This window comes from Cryobacterium sp. HLT2-28 (assembly GCF_004402495.1).
In the GTDB taxonomy this organism is placed as follows: Bacteria; Actinomycetota; Actinomycetes; order Actinomycetales; family Microbacteriaceae; genus Cryobacterium; species Cryobacterium mannosilyticum.
This window is the reverse complement of record NZ_SOFH01000022.1, coordinates 60,218-81,805: the sequence shown is the minus strand read 5'-3', so window position 1 is coordinate 81,805 and position 21,588 is coordinate 60,218. Positions and strand designations below refer to the sequence as shown.

16 protein-coding genes and 1 tRNA gene are annotated in these 21,588 nt (G+C 62.1%); 8 read left to right on the top strand and 9 right to left on the bottom strand.

All coding sequences use genetic code 11. The features are described 5' to 3' along the window. Positions 1–128: 128 nt before the first annotated feature. Entirely contained in the window at positions 129–476 is a 348-nt protein-coding gene (locus E3O48_RS11180; protein ID WP_134538860.1) for a DUF4190 domain-containing protein, read from the bottom strand. 562 nt (positions 477–1,038) lie between these two features. Next, entirely contained in the window at positions 1,039–3,438 is a 2,400-nt protein-coding gene (locus E3O48_RS11175; RefSeq protein WP_134538858.1) for a hypothetical protein, read from the bottom strand. A gap of 476 nt (positions 3,439–3,914) precedes the next feature. Here E3O48_RS11175 and E3O48_RS11170 point away from each other — a divergent pair, with 476 nt between their 5' ends. Next, on the top strand, positions 3,915–4,397 hold the full coding sequence (locus E3O48_RS11170) for a class I SAM-dependent methyltransferase (protein ID WP_241982504.1): 483 nt from the start codon (positions 3,915–3,917) through the stop codon (positions 4,395–4,397). Between the two features lie 139 nt (positions 4,398–4,536). Here E3O48_RS11170 and E3O48_RS11165 read toward each other — a convergent pair whose 3' ends face one another. After that, the gene (locus E3O48_RS11165) at positions 4,537–5,559 is read right to left on the bottom strand and encodes an IS110 family transposase (protein WP_134538856.1); all 1,023 of its coding nucleotides are present in this window, start codon (positions 5,557–5,559) and stop codon (positions 4,537–4,539) included. A gap of 267 nt (positions 5,560–5,826) precedes the next feature. Between E3O48_RS11165 and E3O48_RS11160 the strand changes: the two genes are divergently transcribed. Further along, on the top strand, positions 5,827–7,071 hold the full coding sequence (locus tag E3O48_RS11160) for an IS256 family transposase (protein ID WP_134538855.1): 1,245 nt from the start codon (positions 5,827–5,829) through the stop codon (positions 7,069–7,071). A gap of 176 nt (positions 7,072–7,247) precedes the next feature. Here E3O48_RS11160 and E3O48_RS11155 read toward each other — a convergent pair whose 3' ends face one another. Further along, positions 7,248–10,949, bottom strand: a complete 3,702-nt coding sequence (locus tag E3O48_RS11155; RefSeq protein WP_134538853.1) for a hypothetical protein — start codon at positions 10,947–10,949, stop codon at positions 7,248–7,250. A gap of 1,762 nt (positions 10,950–12,711) precedes the next feature. On the opposite strand from E3O48_RS11155, the gene E3O48_RS11150 reads away from it, so the two are divergent. Further along, positions 12,712–13,284 carry a recombinase family protein gene (locus E3O48_RS11150; RefSeq protein WP_134538851.1) on the top strand — a complete coding sequence of 191 codons (573 nt, stop codon included), beginning with the start codon at positions 12,712–12,714 and terminating at the stop codon, positions 13,282–13,284. A 195-nt stretch (positions 13,285–13,479) separates the two neighbouring features. On the opposite strand, the gene E3O48_RS11145 is transcribed toward E3O48_RS11150, so the two are convergent. The 4 genes from E3O48_RS11145 to E3O48_RS11130 form a co-directional block, all read right to left on the bottom strand. Then, a complete protein-coding gene (locus E3O48_RS11145) occupies positions 13,480–14,865 on the bottom strand; it encodes a type II toxin-antitoxin system HipA family toxin (RefSeq protein ID WP_134538849.1) in 1,386 nt (461 codons plus the stop codon). A gap of 2 nt (positions 14,866–14,867) precedes the next feature. Continuing rightward, positions 14,868–15,089: a helix-turn-helix transcriptional regulator gene (locus E3O48_RS11140; RefSeq protein WP_134538847.1), complete on the bottom strand. Its 222-nt coding sequence runs from the start codon at positions 15,087–15,089 to the stop codon at positions 14,868–14,870. Between the two features lie 577 nt (positions 15,090–15,666). Continuing rightward, positions 15,667–16,581 carry a hypothetical protein gene (locus tag E3O48_RS11135; RefSeq protein WP_134538846.1) on the bottom strand — a complete coding sequence of 305 codons (915 nt, stop codon included), beginning with the start codon at positions 16,579–16,581 and terminating at the stop codon, positions 15,667–15,669. Positions 16,582–16,842: 261 nt separating this feature from the next. Next, entirely contained in the window at positions 16,843–17,061 is a 219-nt protein-coding gene (locus E3O48_RS11130; RefSeq protein WP_241982503.1) for an AlpA family transcriptional regulator, read from the bottom strand. Between the two features lie 120 nt (positions 17,062–17,181). Between E3O48_RS11130 and E3O48_RS11125 the strand changes: the two genes are divergently transcribed. Further along, positions 17,182–17,811 carry a helix-turn-helix transcriptional regulator gene (locus E3O48_RS11125; protein ID WP_134538844.1) on the top strand — a complete coding sequence of 210 codons (630 nt, stop codon included), beginning with the start codon at positions 17,182–17,184 and terminating at the stop codon, positions 17,809–17,811. Positions 17,812–17,825: 14 nt separating this feature from the next. Then, positions 17,826–18,974, top strand: a complete 1,149-nt coding sequence (locus E3O48_RS11120; protein WP_134538842.1) for a tyrosine-type recombinase/integrase — start codon at positions 17,826–17,828, stop codon at positions 18,972–18,974. Positions 18,975–18,991: 17 nt separating this feature from the next. Here E3O48_RS11120 and E3O48_RS11115 read toward each other — a convergent pair. Continuing rightward, positions 18,992–19,064: transfer RNA gene (locus tag E3O48_RS11115), tRNA-Lys, on the bottom strand. A 108-nt stretch (positions 19,065–19,172) separates the two neighbouring features. On the opposite strand from E3O48_RS11115, the gene E3O48_RS11110 reads away from it, so the two are divergent. The 3 genes from E3O48_RS11110 (at position 19,173) to E3O48_RS11100 (ending at position 21,570) form a co-directional block, all read left to right on the top strand. Beyond that, on the top strand, positions 19,173–19,802 hold the full coding sequence (locus E3O48_RS11110; protein WP_134538840.1) for a DNA-directed RNA polymerase subunit beta: 630 nt from the start codon (positions 19,173–19,175) through the stop codon (positions 19,800–19,802). Between the two features lie 308 nt (positions 19,803–20,110). Continuing rightward, positions 20,111–20,707 carry a sigma-70 family RNA polymerase sigma factor gene (locus E3O48_RS11105; protein ID WP_134538838.1) on the top strand — a complete coding sequence of 199 codons (597 nt, stop codon included), beginning with the start codon at positions 20,111–20,113 and terminating at the stop codon, positions 20,705–20,707. Then, entirely contained in the window at positions 20,704–21,570 is an 867-nt protein-coding gene (locus E3O48_RS11100; RefSeq protein ID WP_134538836.1) for an anti-sigma factor domain-containing protein, read from the top strand. The genes E3O48_RS11105 and E3O48_RS11100 overlap by 4 nt, the downstream gene beginning before the upstream one ends. The last annotated feature ends 18 nt before the right edge of the window (positions 21,571–21,588 follow it).

The following is a 21,588-nucleotide window of genomic DNA, read 5'->3' as shown; positions in this document are numbered from 1 at the left end:
ACGTCAGGTCAGAGAGTAGGGCTGCGGTCGGATAGCGTCCGTTCTTCATTCCATGACACTCGCTGACATGGCTCTTGGAGGTTCTCTGACACTGACGGGGTGGACGAGGGCGGGACGGGCCCGGGTGACTATTGGCCTGAACTTGATGCCGCCGCTGCGGTGGCTATCCATAGGAAAGTCGTGATCACGGAGATGCCGAGCGTGACGTACCCCAGGATGAGCCCTGTGAGTGAGGCACCGCGTCCGATGCCGCCGAGGCGGGTTGCGTTTCGCAATCCAACGTGGCCGAAGATCACAGCGAGCATTGCGGGTAGGAAGGCCAAGAACATCATGACCAGCCCGAGGATCTGGATGGGTATCCAGATCCCAGTGACGATGGCGACTATGCCGAGAACAAGTGAGGTGATGGCCATGCCATTGGTGGGCGGCCTGATGACCTGCTGGTAGATGATCTGCTGCTGCGGGTAGGGAGACATCTGCCGGTCACTCATTTCGTTTGTAGGGGAGTGCGCTCGGGCGCGTCCGTCGTCGTTGGTAAGGACGGCTTCGTGTGATCGGCATCGACGTCGACAGGGCTGCCGTCTGTCGCGGACTCGTCGTTGCGGTTGTAGGGGTGGCGCTTCACTGGGCTTGCTTTGTTCATCGCGGGGTCAGTTGTTGGTCACGTGAATATTCGCTTCCGTGAGCACCACCTGTGGTGCGCCTGAGCACCAAGGCACGGTGGCGCGATTGGTGCGACTGAGCACCAATGCCGGCGTGCTTGAGCACCACCTCGATCTGCTATCACCGGCTTGCGGGCGCCGCTTGAGGCGCGCGACCGACACGCTCGGCGCAGTACGCGGAGGTGGTCATGGTTGATCAGAGGACGAGGCCAATTGAGTTGCGGGCATGCTCGGCGTCGAAGCGGACCGGCCTACGGGTGCCAGACAGACCCTCGCTGACTCGCGCTGGGGAGACGTGCGGCTGCAATTGTCGGTCGACATTCCGGAAGCACGTCAAGCTATTGGTTATGTCCAGTCATGGTCGAATATCTCGCTGTCACCAAAAGATCAGCGCGTACACGCGCACAAACACCCCGACGCTCAGCCCCAGCACCGCTGCTGCCGCGACCGCTCCCGCGATCTTCCCCCAACGCGTGTCCATTTCCACAGCGACGGCGACCGCGAATATCACGAAGAAGAACCCGCCAAGTCCTGCAAACGCAACCGCGATATTCTGAGCCTGATCAGACATCAGGGGCAACGTCACGATCACGGCAACTTGGAAGGCGAGCACAGCTACGACGCCCGCGGCCTCAACCCTGTTATGTGTGATGTCCAGAACCCGGTATTTGACCGGCTGATACGTAGCAGGGTTCCGAACGAATCTGAGGAGCACATTCGGTCGCTGACGTCTAGTCCCACGGGACACACGCAGGCCGAGTGTCAACCAGGTCAAGGGCAACATGAGGGACACCGCGGGTCCGGTCTGCGCCCATGTCATCGAGCCCGTGGCGAGGAGAAATTCGTCTGGATCGAGAATCACGAGGGAACATGCCCAGATTATCGACCAGACGGGAACGGCAATGAGCCAAGCATGTCTAGATGACACCTGTAACCTCAGGCGAACCGCCGGATCGCGCACAACAATCCTGCGGAGAAACGCGTTGAGCGGCAAGGACAGAATGTAGACGAGAATGCCCACGCCTAAGGCGGAGACTGCCAAGCCGAAGAACTCAAGCAGAGTTGAGGCGCCAAAGAAGATGGCGACTGCAGTGGCAACGGCGACCCACGGAAGGGCCGCGCCCACGGTCAGCGCCCATAGCTGTAGCCGGTTGGTAATCTGTCGATCGTTGTCGAGAGGCTTGGCGCCGCGAAAAATTGCCGCGATAGAGTCGGCGTCGATCCAAGCCCACACTTTCCAGTAGAGCAGGCCCAGCCAGTAGCAGACCGCTACAGTGCATCCGAGCGCGAGCACGACCATGCCGACCTGCACCCTGCCGTTCCCCGTCCACACTTCCCAGTCAGGTGGGAGCGGCAGTCCGTCCACCATGTTGCCGACCTGCTCGCTTGCGTACGAGTAGAAGCGCAACGCAACCGCCGCGAAAAGGGCCAGCATGCTCAGCCGCCAGATCTCCAACCAGCGGCCGCGTCGGAGCCGCAAAGTGGAGCGTCGCCATGCCCATGACTGAAGCTTCCTCGAATAGCTCGGTCGGAGAGATTTTGCCGGCGGTATGAGCCCCGCAATAGCAATGCGCGCTACAAAGTCGTCGGCATTGTTGTAATAAGCAGTGTGGTCAGTGAGGACGTTTCCCGCATTAAGGGCGCGAAACTCGGAAACACCTCTATAGGTCCAGGACGTGGAAGGACCACCCGAAACGGGATCGGCAGACGCCCAAATGTCCCACCAGCGGTCGGCGAGTTTGGTGGGCATTTCGCATCCCGGCCCAACCCGCGAGAACGCGTAAACCTCCTTGAAGATCGACGCGGAGAACCACACCAGCGGCACCCACCCCACCAGGGTAACGGCCCATAGAAAGGGCTCGAGAGGTTCCCCAAGAGCGAGTCGTACGAATTGGAATGTGGCCACCCCGACCACTAGTAGCAGCCCCACCCACGCAATGAGGCGGAGCCATCGCACGCTCGAGGTCGCGGCACTGTCGGAGCCCGATCGCACCCACTGAAGTTGGCTAATTCCTGCTCCGAAAGTGATCAGCGTATCGACGGCCGAACCAACTTCGAGCGCGTGGACTGCGACGGCCGCACCTTGGGAATGTGCGACGACAATCACGCGATTCGATCGGTCGGCAAGCCAATCGATCTCAGACCGAACCTTTGAGACCATGGCGCCACGGCTCATTGCATTCTCGGAGAAGAGGAAACTATCGCCGAGGCTGGACGTCAGCAGAACTTCGAGTTTTGCTAACCCGTCTCTTACCCCGGCGATCGGGATGAGAAAGCGAAATAGGATCAGGACCGAAAGTAGAACGATAAGGGCGAGAGATACGGGCACGACAGCCACCAGCCACATGGCCGCGATGAGAATGCGCCACCAATGCAAAGGAAAACCGGACCAGGCGGCGAACGCGTGGGCAAGCGACTCCACCGCCCGAGACAGAAGTAGGCCGGGGCTGACAGTGAACGTCCACCGCAACGTCGAAGCGATAGTCGGCGGCAGGAACACGTTTGCCCAATGCGACTCCGCCAGCACCCAGTGGCGGATTTCCCCGTGGGGTAGAGAAAGCCGGAGTTCGGCGTTCGCGGGCTGGTCGAGCCACGTCGTTACCGTGCCGATTTCAGCAGAGCTCTTCTCGAACCCTTTTACCTGTGTGAGAGCCCGGAACCAACGGAGGAGCGCGTTGCCTGCCTCATTGAGACCTTCACCCTTCCGCTGAGAGCCGATGCCATGAACGAAAAGCACTCCCACGTCAGCGGGTTGGGTGACAGCTTCGCTCCCCATCTTTTCACCTTTCCCAACGCATCGCTTTCGACAATGATGGCCGCCGGGCGGCGCCAGGGGAATGGACCCCCGGCATTATGTCAACACTCGAGCAACAAAGTCTCGGTTCGCCGGCCGCGTTCTGGGAAATGCGATCGCCCGAAATATCGTGCCGCACCATGACTGAGCAATTACTTTCGCTCCCGGACCAGGCGCTTGGCTCAGAACTGGAGACTTACTTTTAGGCTGCTCGATGAGCCACCGTCGTGCGGGCAGCTCGATTCGGTCTGCTTAGACTTGAGGGCATGCCCAGCGAAGCGAGCAGCTCCGCATACTCCGGCAGGGCGACGGAATACGTAGATCTGTTGGGCTCGATGAGTTCGGTTCATCCATCGGATCTGCATATCGTGTCTACGTAGGCAGGCGCCGTCCATGGCAACCTCATTGATGCGGGTTGTGGCCCGGGTCATTGGACGAACTTCCTGCCCCAGCAGGGCTTGATCGCTCGGGGCATCGATCAAGTTCCTGAATTCATTGCTCATGCCACAAACGCTTTCCCCACCGTGGACTTCGCCATCGAAGGTCTCGATTCCATCGACGCTGACACCAATTCGGTCGGTGGGGTGCTGTCGTGGTACGCACACATTCATTACGAGCCCGGCGCGATCCAGGTTCCATTGCGCGAATTCAGCCGGGTGATCAAGCCTGAGGCACACTGCTTGTTGGGTTCTTTGAGGGCCCGGCGGTCGAGAAGTTCGCGCACGCGACCACACCGGCGTAGCGGTGGCCCGTGGACGCGATCAGCGCGGAGCTGGGCCGCGCCGGCTTCGACGTTGTCGAATCGCATGTGCGGAAAACTGCAGGCCAGCGGCCTCAAGCGGCGGTCATCGCTCGACGCCAGGATGCTCGCCAAAGGATCCACCTGCGGGCGTGCGTGCAGCCGGCCGAACTCGGGCCCGATGGTGCTCGGTGAGCCATAAGAGGTTACGTCCCTGTGAGTGGTGTGGTTTCCGGCTCGTGAGCGTTGCTTCGTCAACGTGAGGAGCCACCGTGGGATGGTCAGTGAGTACCGATCAAAGAACTTACAAAGGACACCACACGACCCTTCTATGGTTGAAGTCAAGCAGTAAGGGTAGCCAGTGAGCGATAGATGCTGCGGGCGATGAATCGTTTGAGGCAGCGGTGGATCTCTCGCCGGGTCTTGCCTTCGGCGGTTCTTCTGTCAACGTAGCTTTTCGTCGTGGGGTCGGTGATCATGCGGCAGCGGGCAATGATGTGGAGCGCTCGGTTCAGTTGACGGTCGCCGTGGCGGTTGAGGCGATGCCGGGTCGTATTTCCCGATGATGCCGGAATTGGGCTAACGCCAGCCAACGCCGCGAAGGCGGCTTCCGAGCGCACTCTGCCTTGGTGGGAATAAGCGGTCAGGATGATAGCGGCCGTGAACGGTCCGACACCGGGGATGTCCTGGATGCCTGGAGCGAGTTCGTCGACGTGCTTTGACAGGGCCGCGTGATTCGTTTCCAACTCGCGAGTGCGCTGGTGGATCGCGGAGGCGAGCCTGCGGGCTTCAGATCGGGCGACGGCAGCGGCAGTGTCATCGCTGGAGCGATCGCGCCATGCGGCGATGATGTCGACTTGGGTGTTGGTCAGGGGTGCGCGGACGTCGAGGCCCAGGTTGATTATCCGCAGGAGCGCGTTGAGCGCGTCGCGGTCGCTGGTGCGTTGGGAATCGATACTGTGTCTCGCGACGAGCAGAACTCGAAGGGCGCTGCGAAGCCCGTCGGCGCGCGGCAGAATCAGCGCGGTCGCATCGGTGCCAAGCGCGGTGCGGGCGGCAGCCACGGCATCGATTTGGTCGGTTTTGCCGTGACCATCCCGGGCCTGCCGTTTGGGTGGTTTGACCTCGCAGACGCGGATCCCCGCGGTGGTGAGAGCGCGAGTCACGGTGGCTCCGTAGGAGCCGGTGCCCTCGACAGCGGCAAGCTGCTGCCCATCCGAGCGTCGCTCAATCCATGCGATCGCGCGGGCGGTGCCAGCGTCGGTGGTGGGAAACGAAGCGGTGTCAATGACTGCGTAGGTGTGCGTTTTGGCGTGGGTATCCACGCCGATGACGTATTTGTATGTGTCAGCCACGGTGCTCACGAAGTGTCCTCTTCCGGTAATGGTTCGTTATCCGGGCCTGGGAGAATCGTCGCGAGGCAGATCTCTAATGAGTCACACCCCCGCCGGAGCGTGGGTGGACAACCTTCTATGAAGCCATCGAAACGGGTCAGGCCGGCACCGACCTAGCCCAGCGGACAGGTCGTGTGAAAGCCACCGCTTGCGCGGGACAGATGGCTCTTGAGTCACGTTGGGAAAGGCCGATACCAGCTTGCCAGCCAGCCCCAGGCCAGCAACTAACCATTAGAGATGGCTCTAGACCAGTCTGCCCTGCTTGACCTGCTGGGAGAACTCAAACTCACCGATGTCACCGACCGAATCCGCGTCGCGACCGAAACTCTCTATCAAGAATTGATCGATGCGGAGGCGGCCGCGTTCATCGGCGCCGCCCCGTTTGAACGCTCCGGCGACCGCACCACCCACCGCAACGGCACCCGGCCGCGGACGTTGACGACGACGGCCGGGGACCTCGACCTGAAGATCCCGAAGCTGCGCGCCGGCTCCTTCTTCCCGGCGCTGTTGGAGCGGCGCCGCCGGGTCGACCAGGCGTTGTTCGCGGTCGTGTTGGAGGCCTACGTTCACGGTGTATCGACCCGGAAGGTCGACGACCTCGTCAAGGCGCTCGGCGCTGACACCGGGATCTCGAAGTCGGAAGTGTCCCGGATCTGTGCGGGCCTGGATGCCGAGGTCGCCCAGTTTCGCGACCGCACCCTCGCCGCGCAGGACTTCCCCTACGTGTTCCTTGACGCGACCTACTGCACGGCCCGCGTCGGCCACCGGATCGTGTCCCAGGCCATCGTCGTCGCGGTCGGCGTCGCGGCCGATGGACGCCGGGAAGTCCTGGGTTTCGACGTTGGTGACAGCGAGAACGAGGGCTTTTGGACCAGCTTCCTGCGGTCGTTGAAGACCCGCGGGCTCGCCGGGGTCAAGCTGGTCATGTCTGACGCACACACCGGGCTGAAGAAAGCCATCGGGACCGTCTTTCAAGGCGCTGGCTGGCAACGCTGCCGGGTGCATTTCATGCGCAACGTCCTCGCCGTGGTGCCGAAGGGATCGCAGGACATGGTCGCCTCGATCATCCGCACCATCTTCGCCCAGCCCGACCGCGAACACATCGAGAAACAGTTCCGCGAGGTGACCACGATGCTGGACCGCTCGCACCCGAAGGTCGCCGCGATGCTCGTCGACGCGCAACCCGACCTCCTCGCCTTCGCCGGCTTCCCTAGGCGGCACTGGCGCCAGATCTGGTCCACAAACCCGCTCGAACGGGTGAACAAGGAGATCAAACGCCGCACCGACGTCGTCGGCGTCTTCCCCAACGCCGCAGCCCTGCTGCGCCTGGCGGGGTCTGTGTTGATCGAGCAGCACGACGAGTGGGAAGCCGGCGAACGCCGCTACTTCTCCGAGGCCTCGATGCTCGAGCTGGCCGTCATGAACAACCCCATCGAGGTCCTCGACGAGGCGGTGATCCTCCCAGAACTCGCCGCCACCTAAGCTAGAACAACTGACCCCCGCTCCGTTGAGAAACTCCACCACTCAGCGGGACGTGACCCCATAAGCTCCGCGGAGAAAGAGAGTGGGTCCATCATCTTGATTGTCCGCGAGTCGGCGCCGAGCGCCTCTCCCGCCATCATTTCTCCGTTCCGCCGTCAACTGGGATGTCCCCGGTCTCAGATCCGGTTGCGTACACCCTTCCCAGATCCCCATCCGCGGTTGAAGATCTCCACACGGCCGGCCGCCTCAAGTCGCTCCAGGAGTGTCTTGGCAGACGAGCCGGTTGGTAGGTTGAACTCCACTCCCGGACCGCTGGTCAAAGCGTTGTATGGTGCGCCGAGGAATGCCATCGTCTCGATCAACTGATCAGGGCTGAGGTCTCTATCTCGAACCAGATGTGGGAGCACGGCACTGGCGTCCAGGGTGACTCTCGCAATTCGGCTGACCTGCTCGCGCGAAATCCTGATCCACCTTTCGGCGGCGTAGATGCCTATCGCCCGGAGCGATTCGACTTCGTCCTCGGGGACAAACGCAGCGACGTCCTCTGTCACTTTGTTGCGGATGCTTCCAGGGACATCAACGCTTTGAATCAATTCTGCGACATACCCTGACACGAGCGCCGGCGTGATGAACACATCCGCGTTCTTCGACACGGAGAATGCGTCTGCGACTGAGCGCCAACCGCCTGTCGCGAAATGCGCGAAGGACGCGGCCTCGTCGGGAACTATGCCTGCTTCTAAAGTGCGTGCCAGAAGGTCGTCCCCGGCGGGAACCAGTGCGACCGCCTCGACACCGTCTGGCAGGTCAAGCTGGACGGCGAGGGCGACGCGCTCGGAAGCCTTGAGAAGCGAACTGGCGTTGAGAAGTCGCACCGCGAGAGCGACCCGGTCATCGTCATCAACCTCGGAAACACCATGCAGTTCAATAGGAGTTCCGTCCCTGACCAGGTACTGAGCAAGGCTTTCATCGACGCCGTGCGCAGCAATGTATTCCTCCAAGTTGGTGGCAGTCTGGACGACCCGGTGACCTGCAACGATGAGCGGCCAAGACTCGCGAGGGACCGCCGAGAAGTCTGCCAGTTCCGCTTTAGGGGAGCTCGCCGCAATTACCGCGGCAAGTTGCTCATCTGTCCAGATGGTGTGTTGCTCTGCGATGACAGCCGCGAGGACAGCTTCCGACAGCACGACGATTGCACCAGCATCATCTCCGAGTATCGCGTCGAGGTACGCGTCCAGGTCCCCTTTGCAGTAGTGCCAAACCGCATCGTGCTCTCGGAGTTCGTCGATGGTCGGTGTTGTCGAGATCTCGAGCGCGGTCTGCAGGTTCGTCTTGGAGAGTTCGTACATCTCAGCGTTGACGATACGCTTCCGAAGGGGTGTACCAAGAACGTTCAAGTCGGCGACAACGATCCCGGCGGCCTTTGCGAAGCCGAGGACTGTCACCGAGCGCGCATCCGCTTGAGGTTCGCGAAACGCGCTGAGTCTCGAATACTCGCTGGCGAGGAGTGAGCGCACCTCCGCGGTGAGGTCGTAGGCGTCCGTGGTCTCGCTACTCAGCAGGGCCGAGTCCAGCAAGCGGAGTCTGGTGTCCTCGTCAGGCATACCGGTGTGGCTGGCGATGTAGTCGAAGAGTTGCTTCCAGGGATGGGCTGCAAGCACCTCGACGAGCTCCTCACGTGGGAACGTGGGGGCATTCATCGCCGCATCGAGGAAGATCTGCGCGTCCTTGCTGTAGTGGGCCGAGATGAATGCGACAACTGCCTTCGCTAGGTCCAGGTCGTTGATCAAGAGGTGTGCAGTGACCTCGAGGTTGAGCGCGCTGACAGAGCTCGTGAAGTCGGCTGGCACCTGCTCAAGTAGGTTCGTGACTGCATTCTTCGTCTTGAATGTGTAGTCGACGTACATTTGGTTCGGTTGGACACTGTGGTTGTAGAAGAAGGCGACGTCCACACCAATGAAGCTCCCGTAGAAGCGCGCTGAATACTCCGAATAATTCCGGGTTAGGAATCCTCGCCGCACGAGATCTCGTGCGAGTTCGGAATCGAGCGTGCTAGTGATCGTGTCGTTGAACGGTGTCTTGCCCGAAGGTACTTCGTACTGGGCGAGGGTCTCGAAGTCCGCACCCCGCAGTGACGCGATGTCGTGGTCGTACTGCTGCACCTGATGGGCGAGTTCGGCCGGGTTCGAGTTGCGCCATACCTCGCCGTCGATGCTGCCGGGAAATAAGGTTGCCAGCTCTGCCGTCCCGATGATTACGGGTTTCTCGTGCTGCGGCCGCGCGGGCGTCAGCGTTAGCGTGCCTACTTCCGAGACGCGCTGCCACAACATCGGGCTGCTGGCGTCATCGAATGAACGAGTATCTCCGTCGACTTCGATTCCCGCAAAGCCGTACGTGGATCGCAACGAAACCAGATCCTTGACCGCAACCAGCAATGCTCCCAGAGTCGCCGCAGTTTCGCCCTGGAGGCGGCGCTTCTCTTCCGTCTGGACCAGCTCACGGCGCTTCTTCTGGAGATCCTGAATGGTCGACCGAACGAGCTCTCTATGGCGGTCCTCAAGAGTGTCCAAGGCACTCCCGCGCTGCGGGATGGACTCGAAGTCCGCGAGATGGAAGTTCTTGTAGGAAACCAGCGCGAACAGATCGTCCGGAGTCATTCCCGGCGCGCGATTGTCGGTCCAGTAGAGCTGCTCGGCGAACACCGCGAACTCGTTGCAGATGTTGATCAGCAGCCTCATGTCGGTCGTGTGGCGCGCGACGAGATCCAGTAGGGGTCGTGTAACAAGATTGTCGGGCAGGCGGAGCTTGGTCAGCGCTCCTGCAAGGAGGTCTCGAGCGTTGCGATGTGAGATGAACGGCACGACGGGTATTACTAGTTCAAAGAACTTAGTCCTGTTCGCGCGTTCCACGGCCGCGGCAGCCAGATCGATCCTGCGGCCCGAGTTCGCGGTCGGCGGCTTAGGCGATTCGTCGCCCAAAGCCGTGTCCGTTTCGTCGAGAGCTGTGCCGATTTTTTCGAAGAGGCTGTCCTTGATCGCGTAGATGAACCGAAGCGGACCATCCTTGCCGATCCAGTGCGAGGACGCGTTTATCAATGTGTTCAGTTCACGGAGGGAGTCGAAGATCTGCGGATCGTCGAAGCGATCGAGGTCTTCGAAGATCACGTACTTCGGCTCGACGGCGTCGAAAAAGGTGACGATTTCGTCGAGAAAGCCGTCGAAGTATGTGGTCGGCTTGTCGCCGAGGGTGATCGTCGTTCCGGCTGTTGTGACCTGGGAGACAATGCGATCGCCGATGATTAGCCGCGCTAGCCACACAACCGCCACGATGAGGGCAACGAATACCCCACCCAGTGCGAACGTCAATAGCGGCTGGTTGGTGTCACCGAACCAGTTGCCGCCGGGCCGGAGGCCTACCAGCCAGAGCAGTAGTAGCCCGCCGGTTGTGATCCCGAGCGCTTCGAAAAACGCGCGCCAACGGGTCAGCGGTCTGCTTCGCGCAAATCGCGAACGGCGTAGCTTTCCCGGCTCCGCACGATAGACGAGCTGTTTGACCAACTCCTTTTGGATCCGATTGGTGAGGTCTTCGTCGTCCTCGTCCGGGCCGAGCGTATTGATGCTGATTCGGAGGGTATCCGCCTTGTGCGCGAGTTCGAACTGATCGAGCACGCTCGATTTTCCCGAACCGTATCGGCCCGTGAGCGCAATGTTGCGATTCTTGGGCTCCTTGATCGCATCTTCAAGGTGGCGTAGATAACCCGCGTGGTGCGGTGCCTCGTACTGGGGCGCGAGAGTACGGAGGACGACTGATGGTGCTGGCACCTCGGCAGGTTTAGGCGCGTCCTCAGTCAGGTTCCGATCAGCTTCTTCGTGTGCAGTCACAGTGCCAGTATGGTCGGGCCCCCAGACGAAGCTCGCCGACTTGATCCGCGGGGCCCTGTCGTGTCGTGTCATGAGACCGTAATTCCCCGGCTCCGAATGCGCTCGTCGGCCGTGGCAAGCCGAAATTCGACTTTGGTCTGGTGCCCAGGGTAACGAGCGGTGACTCAGGATCTCCCCGCGGTGGTGATCGTTCTCAAGGTGGAAGGTGCCGTCTCTCGCGGATCCCCTTACGGGCAATGACGCGGCCTCCTGGACCCGCCCCATAACGATGAACGGGAACGTCCAAATCGGCGTCACCTCATAGCAGGGCAGCGCACAGACCCGGGTGCTGCCGAGTTCGCGGAATTTCGCTACCGCCTGCCCGGACTAGCGCTACCCACGAGCGCTAGTCGCCAACGGCGACGGTGTCATGATCGAGCGCTCACCGAAGAGTAGGTGCCAACGGACCGGAACAGGTTCGACGTGGACGCCATGATGGATCGGGGCATCCTCAACATGATGTGTCCCCGGACCGGCACTGCAGGGCCAGGTAGAAACAGCCTCATCGGTGGGCAAATATTGGCCCGGTGGGCCAGCGGTGCTGAGCCATGCAAATTCGTGGTGCTCTCTGGCACGATCGGTGGTGCTGAACAGCACGACTGGGTGGTGCTCAGAGCGTCAAATACTCAGTCACGAGGCCAGTTGCGGAATCGAAGGTTACGCCGGCGCCGGAGGAGTCGTCAGTGAGCGTGAGGCGGTAATTCTCACCACTAGTGCTCCGTGCGTATCCGCCTGTTGTGCCTACAGGGATTTGAAAGAGCGCTTGGCCCTCTGGTGTCGAGACCATGTTTTCTGCGTTGATGAGGAGTTCAGCAGGCCATGGTTGCCCAGAGGTTCTTAGGTTCTTGAGGACAAACGAGATCGTGCCGGCTGCCATCTGCATGGCTGCACGCGTCTCTTCCGGAGAACGTGGCGCGGTGGCCAGCGGCGTCGCAGCGGGGGCGTCTGGAACTACTTGCGGTGCCGCTGCTGCCGGGATCGCCTGTGGGAGCACATCAGGCGCGGTGGCCATGGGCTGGGTCAGAGCGGTCAGCGATGCCAAGCTCGGCATGGGGGGTACGGCGTTTGGTGCGTAGAAGAACGCCAGGCTCCAAATTGATAACATTGTCCCGGCGACACCGAGAGTTCCGCCGATTGCGGGCAGTAGCCGGCTCGACGCTCGGCCTTCCCGTCGGAGCTGAGTCGCTCGAATGGCGAGCGAGATCGCTGTGATGCCGGCAGTCGTGAATGCGAATCCGCGGAACCCCGTGCTGACGTCCGGATGCGCCAGAGGCAGGAGAGTGGCGAAGAGGCCCAAAGCGACGGCCATCAATCCAGTCAAATTGCTCGACCGGACGCGCGGCTGGGTTGCAACGTACCTACTGCGGGGGCGTGTGATCGTGTTGGCCGCCGGCGCGTCCCAATATCCCGGCGGGTTCCAGTCTCTAGGACCATGCCCCATGTCGCCCCACGTCAATTCCCCCAAGCGCCCATCTATACAGGCGCACTTCTGTTTAGCAGCCGGGAGTGCAGTCCGACAGACCCCCGAACAAGTGTGACCAACGGGGGGTGGCGATGGGATTCGTCGATATCTGACGCCAAGGAGTGCGGCGTACGGTAACGATCGTTTGCAAGACACTCCAGGACAGATTCATTCGGTCGCGGAAACGTTTGGCGGTATTCGTAATGCTTGTCGTGTACGCGTCTCTGTAACGCGCTACCGGGTTAGTGATACGTTGCTGGCATGCGAATTGGATATGGCCGGGTCTCTACCAGGGATCAGCACCCTGAGGCCCAGCACGATGTGCTGACCGCGGCCGGCTGTGATCAGATATTCCTCGACACTGCTTCGGGAACACTCGCCCGCCGGCCCGAACTCGACAAGGCTCTACTCTCGGCGAACCGGACCGGTGACCAGCTAGTCGTTACTAAACTCGACCGGCTCAGCCGGTCGCTGGAGAACCTCATCGATTTATCGAACATTCTCCAGGAGCGCGGTGTTGACTTGGTGGTCTTGGACCAGGGCATCGACACGTCCAGCATCACCGGGCGATTGTTCTTCCAGATCCTTGGGTCAATCGCCGAGTTTGAACGTGCGCTGATGTCGGAACGCACCCGCGATGGGCTGGCCGCGGCCCGCGCCCGGGGAAGGACAGGAGGGCAAAAACCCAAGCTTGGGCCTCGCCAGGTCAAGCTGGCCCGCGAAATGTATGAGGAGACGGACGCCGACGGCAAGCGTGCCCACACCGTCCAGCACATCGCCGAGGAGTTCGGAGTCACTCGCCCCACGATCTACCGGCACCTGGCCAAACCATGAGCCTCGAGCGTCGGCTGGAGAAAGCCACGCTCTATCGCCTTCAAGTACTGTGCTGCGCAATCGATGGGACGGTGCCAAGCGCGCCGACAAGGGGGTAGTAGTGGGAACAATGCACCTAGCCAGTGCAGGAGAGGCGCGGGGAGGGCAGCCCGCACGCGGCGCATCCTAGAGTTCGACGCCTCTCTCAGATTGTGTTCACCCCTTCGCCGCATACCGGCCACGGTTATCTGTCGCGCCCAAATCCTTCTTCCGAGGCTGCGCTGACACAGTGCTAGCAGCGGCCGGCGAAGTCAGTCCTATCGCACGGTTCAACGTCGCTCGAACAGCCACGGCACGCGCCGCCATCAAATCAACGAAACGCGCGCGGAAGGCTGCTCCAGTCTCGTTCAAGGGCAGCTCGGCGACGATATCGCTGACCGCATCGGGCAACCGCTCGGCCATTGTCTTCATCCGTTCGATGAGGCCGTCGGGGTCGACGTCAACTGCCTTGGCTTGACGCTGCCAATGCCGTGGTGCCATCCCGAATATTCGGTACTCACCGTCGATTGACATGGCGAGTTTTATCTTCCGTTCGTGCAGCTCCGGGTAAGGCAGGGCGCTAGCTACATCGTAGAGCGGCGCAAGCCGCGTGCGCCGTTCAGTTCGGATCAGTGAGTAGTTCTTGGCATGCGCGTCGGTCCCGGAAATCAACCAATTGTACGCGTTGGCGTTCATGAACTCTTCGACTGCAGCCTGTGCGCCGCGACCACGTATCTCCTGTCGGAGCAGCGCGCTAATCGCAGCGATCCCTGGGCCGCCTTCATTCTGGTATTTCCCTGCCGGGTGCAGGCCGAGCGCCTGGCACATGTCCTCCTGGTGGATCCTGATCCGATGACCGTCTTCCAGCGCGCGGTCGTAGCGCTCGACGACGATCGCCGTTTCACCGTCGAAGTCCACTATTCGGCTGCTGGCTGCGTTCAAACCAAGCCGCCCGGCGGTGGCCAATGACACGTGCTCGATGACATCCTGTTGAGCAAACCCGTCGGCGCCAGGCTTGAAAATGTGAGTGGATGGTTCGGAGCCCCATGGCACAGCCCAGCCGTCGTCTGTCTGCGCAAGCGCAAACTTGGACTGGGCGCCGGCGAGACTGAAACTGCCTTCATGCGTCGTTGACAGTGTCCAAGCCTCGGGATCCGAGCGCAGCTCTTTCAGATGGTCGTGGATTCGAGTTGAGTCAATCTGCTCGGCCCCTCCCGGCCGGTCGATGGTTCGAGCGCCGTCATCTTCGACGAGTTGGACCGCGCCGGCACAGTCCAGGCCGACGTGATTGAGCAACGCGAGCGCGTTGTTGGAGTTCACGCCGAACCGGCGCCCCCAACGGGTGAGCACCGCGGTGTTGTCAGGCAGGAGCCCCCATAGGAAATTCTCTGGTGCTGATCCCGAGTGATGACCCACCGTTCGAGGGAGTGAAGCGGAGAGCTGCAGACGACTGTTCTCGTGTCGCCAATCGTCGTCGAAGGTGAACGAGACGACACCTGCCACCCGATCGAAGGTGCCGACCCGCCTCCCGCTGAGGTAGGCCGCGAGGTGTTCGGCTGCCATGACTACTCCGTTTCAGCGGTGAGGACCGCGGTCAAGTCGAGAAGGGCGATCAGTTGCAAGACGACGTGCAGCTGGGCAGCGTCAGTGCTGCGTCCGTTCTCGAAGTTGCTCAGCCACTGGCGGGATGTACCAAGCTCAACTGCCAAGTCTGCCTGGGACATATTGAGCGCCATGCGGCGCTCACGGATGATCCGAGCCCAGTCGGCCGGTCGATCTGCGATCATGATGTCCTCCTGAGACCCACTGGCGGGCGAGTGTCCGTCAACTATGACATGCGCGGCATTGTCCGTCAACTATGACAAGCGCGGCATTGTCCGTCAACTATGACAGAGTGCAGAATGTCCGCCAGATGTGACATTGGCGGCCATGTCAGGTTCTGCTGACATCCCCGAGCATCGCTGGATTCGTGTGCGGCGTTAGCCAAGCACCTGCCGGCCTTGGGCGAATCAGCGAACAACCAGCGGTGCCGGGCTCCCATGAGGCCTTGCCAGGAGTCCTCCCGGGAGCGGATCTCGCGCGGTTTCTTGGTCGACCGAAGGGACTCGAACCCGATCTGAGGGTCATCCTCTTCTGAACGGGGCGAGGCGGAGCGGGGAGGACCCATAACCATCATCACGTGGCTCAAAGACCGCGTTGATACTCGTCGAGCGCGGCGCATTTGGCCATGCAGCAAACCGCCGCAAGAATCGGCTGATCGAGCAAGCCGCCCTTCAGAAACGTTGAGCGCGCGCCCGCATTCAGCGTCCTGCGTTGGGAAAGCTCCGTGGCGCATCTCGGCCATTAGCACCGAGATGTTCGTCCTCAAAGCACTCGATCATTGTGCACTTCGTCTGCGATGCGCCGGCACAGGTCGCACGGGTCTGGGTACTCCGGGTGCAAAAGGCACATGCCGGTGATCTCACGTTGTCGGGGTGGCATCGCGCCCCGCGATTGATCCAGGCTCCGGTCCATCTCGGTCACCACCACTGCGCGCTGGGCCTTCGACTGCCTGCCTCCAGAATTGGAACGCGTGTAGGGAATCTGGTCTTCGTCTTCCCACCGACGATCGCGAAGCCAGCCGCCGGGGAGCTTCGTGAGCACCTTGTCCTGCCCGATGTTGAGCAGCTTGTATGCCCGTGCACCAGCGAGCAGCGTGGTTAGGTCAGTATCTTTCCTTGCAGCTTTGAACGCCTTGAACGCGTCGGCTTTGGCCTGCTTGCGCCAGCAGATTTCCCACCACTCAGCAAATTCCGATTCGAGAGCATCCGAGTGCTCAGCAGGATGCAGCAGATGAACTACTTCGTTAGAAGTATTGGTCGGGTTGGGACGGGACGGGGGCAGGGTTACAGGGGCATGACTAACCGGGTTGGCAACCGGGGGCGTAACTGGGTTACTGGGCCGGTTACGTGTGCGCCATGACGATACCTTCTCCGCGTTCTTCTTGCGACCCGCGAGAACAACCTCACGCAGCGGCTGCTCCGGCGCCCACTCCACAAACTGCCAACCGTCCTCGGCCACCGTCCAGTAGGCAGCCTTGACCAGCCAGGCGGCATCCGCCGGCGTACCGGTCAGCTCATCGAGCATGTGTTCGGGAATGTGCCCGTCCGTGAGCTCCTTGGCGCTCCACGACCCGGCCAGCACCCACAGGCCTAGGGCCGCCCGTCTGTTGGCACGTGGGATTCGCGTTGTCTGGGCCTTCGACGAAAGTCCGTCGTCGACCTTGAACCAGGGGGCCATTAGCCCTCATCGCCCCCAGACGTCTGCTCGGGGCGTTCAGCACCCGCCCAGCCCGTTGTCACGGGCATTCGCATACCCCGTCACGATCCGCCGTTTTCGCCGCCTCGATGAGCCGCCGAGCCAGCGAGCGGGCCTCGTCAGGGGATAGGGGGAATTCCGAGCTTGGAGATCGAAAGCTGATCATCTTCGTTCCGGATGCGTCGAAGTACTCGACCGTGATCATGATGTGCCCGCCGGAGAATCGAGCCTCTACGGTCGGCATTACTGCACAGCGCGTGCGATGACGTCGGTCCGATGCGTGCTCGTTCGGGCAGACGCCTCGATCCATGCGATGACTTCGGACCGCTTGTATCGCACGGTGCGTGCTGTGGGCTTGTAGAAGCGGGGTCCGTCTCCTCGGTAGCGGAGCTGCGCAAGTGCAGCCACCGAGAGGCCGGCGATGTCGCTCGCAGTGTCTGGATCGATGAAATCAGTGTCCACGGAGTCTCCTTGGTTGGATTCAGCGCAAAATTGTAGATATTTGTGCCGTGAGCGCACGATAGCATGATGTTATCTCGTCTTGTGCTCTGTCATTTCTTATGATCGCGATAAGGTGTCGAAATGACACAAGGATTTGTTGAGGACTCGCTGGGGGGCCGGATAGCGGCCTTCCGCAAGGCGCGGGGCTTCAGCTCAACGGACCAGCTAGCGGCCGCGATTGGTGAGGGCAAGATGTCGGGACCCGTTTTGAGGAACATCGAGTCAGGCAGGAAGGGCGATTTGAGTGTGAGCCAGCTGCTTAACATCGCTTGGGCGCTGAAAGTATCGCCGCTCTTGCTTTTGGCTCCACTCGGCCGCCCCGCAGACCCCTTGGACCTTCCGAATCTCGTCTCTTCGCTTCAGCGCACATCAATTGCCGAGTTCGACAAGTGGGTTTCGATGCACACCCAGGGGCGGTTCGAATTTGTTGCGCCCACGCAGCTCACCGACGAGTTAGCTGTAGACGCGTTGCGGCGCCTTGCGATACAGGTGCACCAGAGGGAAGGGACGGCCATGGAGCTCCGAGCCCTTCAGGGGATCGAAGTATGGGTCCCGAAATATGCCGATCCGGCCCGCGTTGAGGCGCTCAATGGTCTGTGGGCGAGGCAGAGCGCGGAGGTGGACATGCTCCGTGAGTACCTGCTTGATGAGTTCGGAATCGAGACAGGTTGGGCATCCGTCGAGGTGGCGCAAGCCAGATTCGACCCTTAGACCAAGGAGTCAGTGTGGGTTCGATAACGCCATACGAAACGTTGGCCGGTAAGCGCTACAGGGTTCGTTACCGAAAGCCTGACCGCGGCCAGACGGATAAGCGAGGCTTCAAGACCAAGAAGGCGGCGGAGCTCTTCCTGGCGTCGATCGAGGTCTCGAAGGCGCGCGGTGATTTCGTTGAGGCGAGCCGAGCGCGAGTGACTGTGGGGGATTGGGGCGAGCAATGGCTCGCGGCCCAAGTGCAACTCAAGCCGTCGACCTATGTCAGCTATCAGAGCATCATGCGCGCCAGGATCATCCCGAAGTGGGGACAAGTGCCGTTGGGCGAGCTCACGCATTCAGGATTACAATCCTGGATCTCGGAGCAGGTGAAGCGTGTCTCTCCCCGAACGGTCCGGTATTACCACCGGGTGTTCTCCATGATGCTGAAGTACGCGGTGCGAGACGGTCGTATCTCGCGTAACGTCGCGGACGGTATCCTTCTCCCGCGGATCGTCCAGCGCAAACACGGTTACCTGACGCACGCACAGTTGCATGAGCTCGCTGCGTATAACGGCACTTATCGTGATCTGGTGTTGTTCTTCGGATACACCGGGCTCAGATGGGGCGAAGCCACCGCGGTGAGGGTTCGTGATCTCGATATGCTCCGCCGGCGGGTGAGCGTCGAGCAGGCGGTCGTACTGATCGGATCGGAACTGGTCTACGGGACTCCAAAGAATCACACTCTGCGGAGCGTTCCCTTTCCGGCGTTCCTCGCTGAAGATCTCGCTGCCAGGTGCCAAGGGAAGGCTCTCGACGATCTCGTGTTCACCGCGCCCAAAGGTGGGCCGCTCATGAGCAGGAATTGGCGGATCCGAACGTTCACCCCCGCGATGGTCAAGCTGAGGGCAGCACACCCTTCTCTACCTCGACTGACACCTCACGACCTGCGCCACACAGCTGCAAGCCTAGCGATTTCCGCTGGAGCGAACGTGAAAGCCGTCCAGCGGATGCTCGGGCACAAGTCGGCCGCAATGACGCTCGACGTCTATAGCGACCTGTTTGATGATGATCTGGACGCGGTTGGAGACGCTTTAAGTGCCGCCGGCGATCCCTCAGTTGTGGGCACGCCGTGGGCAGAGCGCGCTGAGGCCACAGCGAAAGTGACCGTACTCCCCGCATAAACACTGGGATACAAGGGTGGGCCCCGTCGGGCTCGAACCGACGACCCAAGGATTAAAAGTCCTTTGCTCTACCAACTGAGCTAGAGGCCCGCGGTTAATAATCTAGCGTGGATTCGCGCGGCGTTTTTCTGGGTAGCGTTGAACTGCGTCCCGTGAACGTCGGGGCGGCGGTGCCGATGAGACCAGCAGGAGGATGCGATGGCTGACGATTTCCACAAGCCGACCCAGTTCTCCGGCAGCAAATTCGAGTCCTTCCAGGGCGGCGACGACCCCGCCTCGATCAGCCGGGTCGCCCACGAGACGGCCCATGCTCTCCTCGCCCGGGTGCGCGAGGACCCGGATCCTGCCGTCGTCGACCGTCTGGTCGCCTATACCGACGAGCACGGCATCGACGCCGTCGCCGAACTGTGGGCGAGCGCGACCGCCCGCAGCCTCCCGGGTGCGCTCTGGCGGATCTATCTGGTGCGGCTCCTGATCCGGCAGGACCCGCAGGGCACTGCCCTTCTCTACCAGCGCGGCACCGAAGTCACCGTGGCGATCGACCCGGTCGTCGCCGGCGTCGCGGCGCCGACCGGGCCCGACGAGATCATCGCCCTGGCCGACCAGATTCTCCGCGGGGTCTTCGCCGGTGACTTCGCCGTGGCCCTCGATCGCGCCGCCGCGTTCTGCCGGGTGGTCTCGATCGGCTGCACGAGCGTCGCCGACGACTACGAATCAACCGAGTCGGCGCGAGCCACCGAACTCACCACCCGCGCGCTGCGCTTCTCGACCACGGCCCAGGAGTTCGGCTCCTGCGCCCGGCTGTGGCGCAGCGAGTCCCTCGACTGAACCATCGGAGACCGGCCGCCGGCGGTCTCCGCGGCCCGGGTCACCGCGGCCCGGGTCACCGCGGCCTGGGTCCCCGCCACCTTCCGGAGCCGGGGAACAAAACACCCGAGGTCGTCGTTTACACTGGATGCTGGTCGGGCCGCAGTAACCCCGGGCTCCAATATTCGCCGCTCCGAGCGGCCTCGCGCCGAGAGGCGTTCTGCGGCCCGGCCTTCACTCTGTGTTCTCTTCGCCGTTGATTCGTCTTTTCACCAATCCGAGCCGGGTTCGGCACCGAACCCTAGTCATGGAATGGAAGAAGACCTGACATGCTAGGTCTCATGACTGCTGATTTCGACTTCGACCTCGAGTCGACTGCTCCTGCCTCCAAGGAGGAGCTGCTGGGCCGTGTGGCCCGGGGAGACGAAGCGGCATTCGGGGACCTGTACGACCAGATGGCCCCTCGGGTGCTCGGCCTGGTCAAACGCCTGCTGGTCGACCACGCGCAGTCGGAGGAAGTGACCCAGGAGATCTTCCTGGAGATCTGGCAGTCGGCGGCGCGGTATGAGGCGGCGCGTGGCGGTGCCTCGACCTGGATCCTGACCATGGCGCACCGGCGTGCGGTCGACCGGATCCGGTCGTCCCAGGCCGGCCGCGACCGGGACACGAAGATCGGCATCCGCGACCTCGCGGTGGCGTACGACAACGTGTCCGAAACCGTCGAAACACGAATCGAGCATGAAAGGGTGGAAAAGGCGATGTCCAGATTGACCGAACTGCAACGCCAGGCGATCAGCCTCGCGTACTACGGCGGTCTCAGTCACAGCGAAGTCGCCGAACGCCTGCAGATCCCGCTCGGCACGGTGAAGACCCGCCTTCGAGACGGCATGATCCGCCTGAGGGACGAGTTGGGGGTGGTGTCATGACCGGCCCAGGCAACAACCGCGTCGACAATGGGGGCGAGAACCCCGGCGAACTGTCCGGCGCCTACGCCCTGCACGCGCTCAACCCTGACGAGGCCGCGGGCTACGAGGCGCACCTCGCTTCCTCGGAGCAGGCCCGGATCGAGGCCGCTGAGCTCAGCGATACCGCCGTGGCCCTTGGCCTGGCGACCGCGCCGGTCCAGCCGTCCGCTGCCCTCAAGGCTTCCCTGATGGCCCGGCTCTCCTCGACCCCGCAGCTGCCCCCGCTCCAGGCTCCCGCGGACGCCCCGGCCGTGCGCGCCGCGCCGGATGCCGCCCGGACCGCCGCCGAGGCATTCGCCGGCCCCGTCACGCCCCTGGCTGCGCCCTCGCGGGGCACCGCGACCGAGCGGGCCAGGCAGCGTTGGTTCCGTGGGCCGGTCGGCCTGCTCATGGCCGCCGCCGCGGCCGCCGCCCTCTTCGTGGGTGGCGCGTTCGTCGGCCAGGCGTTCAACTCCGACCAGTTCCAGCAGCAGCAGGCGGCTGGGCTGGCCCAGATCAACTCGGCACCCGATTCCAAGCGCGCCTCGACCACCACCGCGGACGGCCACCAGGCCACCCTGGTCTGGTCCGCCGAACGCAGACTCTCCGCACTGCTGGTCGACGACCTGCCGGCGCTGCCCTCCGACAAGGACTACCAGCTCTGGTACATCGGCGGTAAAGGCCCGGTCTCGGCCGGGACCTTCGACTCCTCCGGCACCGGCACGGTCTGGCGCGTGCTCGACGGCAGCATGACGGTCGGCGACCTGATCGGGGTCACGGTCGAGCCCAAGGGCGGCTCCACGCAGCCGACGACCGACCCGATCGTCGCCATCCAGAGTTCCTGATTCGATCGAAGTAGGCTC